The organism is Streptomyces tropicalis (assembly GCF_029269835.1).
GTDB classification, from domain to species: Bacteria; Actinomycetota; Actinomycetes; order Streptomycetales; family Streptomycetaceae; genus Streptomyces; species Streptomyces tropicalis.
In genome coordinates this window covers 1-2290 of record NZ_JARJBB010000080.1, presented here as the reverse complement: position 1 = coordinate 2290, position 2290 = coordinate 1, and the positions used below count along the sequence as shown (strand labels likewise).

1 protein-coding gene and 1 pseudogene are annotated in these 2290 nt (G+C 72.1%); both read left to right on the top strand.

Annotation, left to right across the window (positions count from 1 at the left end):
* A pseudogene (locus tag P3H78_RS33055) lies at window positions 1-2062 on the top strand (hypothetical protein); the annotation flags it as partial.
* 36 nt (window positions 2063-2098) lie between these two features.
* Window positions 2099-2290 (top strand): hypothetical protein (locus P3H78_RS33050; RefSeq protein ID WP_276112865.1); only part of this gene is annotated, 192 nt, incomplete at its 3' end.

Genomic DNA, 2290 nt, shown 5'->3' with positions numbered 1-2290 from the left:
CTCCACCGACGTGACCGCGGGCATGAACGCGGAAGCACTCGAACGCTACGCACGCCTGGTCAACCTTCAGCGCGGCATGCGCCGTGCCCGAGCGCTGGATGCCGCGGACGCTCCTCCCGAGGCGGGTCCCCGCGATCTGGCGGGCCTCGACGCCGCGATGGGCGCCGCGCAGAACAACCAGGCCTTCTACTTCAGCAATCCCGACTGGCACGCCATCCGAGACATCCGCCAGCAGGTCGACGCCGTCCTGGCGCGCCTCAACGAACAGGCGGAGATCACCCCTCAGACAGCGGTCCAGGCCGCCAAGATCACCACCCTGGCGGCAAGCCTTATCGCCCGCCACGCCGCCAAGGTCAGCGCGCACCTCGACAAGTGGGACCAGCGCAACACAGGGGGCGGCCAGGCCATGCGCACCCTCACCCGGGTCGCCGAGGACCACGCGGCCCGGGCGGCCGGGCTCGACTCCGTACAGGCCCTGGACAGTCCGCGTCTGCTGATGGCGCACGTCCACCGGCTCAACCGGGAACTGCGCAGGGCCGGGCCGGACGACCCCGAGACGGACCTCGGCCTGGATGATGCAGACGACCCGGAGCTGGAGAGCGCACTGTCCACCGGTGCCAAGGCCGACCCGGAACTGGCCGAAGCGTCCCAGTTGATGACCGCCCTGACCGAGATGGCTGGCCGGGCCCGGCGTGCCGGACACCGCCTCACCCTCGACGTGCGCCTGCACGGCCTGGTGGAGGCCGCTCAGCTCCGCGGCGTCGAGATGATCTCGGGGATCGCGCTGGCCGTCATGCGCCGCTACGACGACCAGGGCCAGGGCACCTCCGGGCGCCGCAACATCGCCGCCATGGTCCTGCACTACGCAGAGCAGCGTCTGGAGCGGATGCGCGGCTCCCTCGGCGCGGAGGAGCAGCGGGACTTCGGCCACTATGAGGCGGAGCCGCCCGAGCGGTACATGGAAGCGCTCTACGAGGAGTCGCGCACCGTCCGCGCCGAGCTGAGCGCGAAGAACCTGCGGCCGCAGGACCGGCCGGAGCTGCAGATCCGCTACCTCCTCGCCCAGAACACGATCGGCGCAGCCGTTGGAGGCGAGCAGGAGTTCGGCACCCAGACCGTCTTTCCGCCGGGCGACCTCGTGGCCGGCCTGCAGACCAACAAGCCGGTCGAAACCCGGCTCGCGCTCATCACGGCGTTGCGCCGCCGCGTGGAGAACAACCCCTTCGACCGCAACGCCCAGTACCTCAACAAGGTCGCCGACCGGCTCGCCCAGGAGATAGCCGGACCGCCCGAGCTCACCGCGCAGGCCCTGGACGCTGAGCTCAACGCCGACCAGGTCCGCGCGGTGGCCGCGCACATCGTCGAGCAGGGCACAATCGCCTCGCCGCTCGTGCTGAGCGAGACCGCCGAGCTGAACCTCACCCACGCGCAGGCCGAGCGAGCGCTGGCCGTGCTCCAGACCCTCAACGTCGTCGGCCCTCCCAACGGCCTCAAGCCGCGCGAGACCCTCACCGTCTCCCGCAACGACCTGCCCGGCCAACTGGAGTTGCTCGAGCAGCGCCTGCCGAACCTGCTCGAACTCCAAAAGGGCGCCGCCGCCATCTCCGCATCTGCAGCGCCCGAGGCACCGGCACCGGCCGTGCAGCCGGAATCCACCCCGGCGCCCGAAGCCGCAGCGCCCGCCCCCGCGCCCGCCGAGCCCGAGCAGAAGCAGGCACCGGCCGCACCCACACCATCCGCGCCCGCAGAGCCGGCCCCCGCGGCGACGGCCCCCGAACTGCCGCGCCGGGACCGCACGGCCGAGCGGCGTCACCCGGGCAACCTCCCGCCCCGCCCCACCCCTCAGGCAAAGACCCCGAGCGACCAGGACATCGCCCAGCTGTTCGAGGGCCAGGAGGGCCGGGTGCTGGAGGCGAGCCAGAGGCTGATGGATGGGGCCGAAGCCCGCGCCGCCGCCCACCCGGCACCCCCCGAGAGCGCGCCGGCCAAGGCCACCAGCGTGGACGAGGCGCAGCACAACGCCCAGCAGACACAGCAGTCCGTCGGCGTGGGCGTGCGCTGACCGACCCACCCATCCCCGCACGAGAGGACAGACCGCATGGACGAGGTACGGCTCGAGGAGCTCCGTCGGCTGGCGAGGCTGCGCGAGCAACGCGAGCAACAGGACGAAGAACGCCGCACGAGGAAGATCGCGGCGGACCTTCGGCTGCAGCAGCAGGAACGCCAAGCCCAGGACGAGGCGCATCAGGCCGCGGCACCTCCCGCCGAGGAGCAGCACTACACGCGGCTG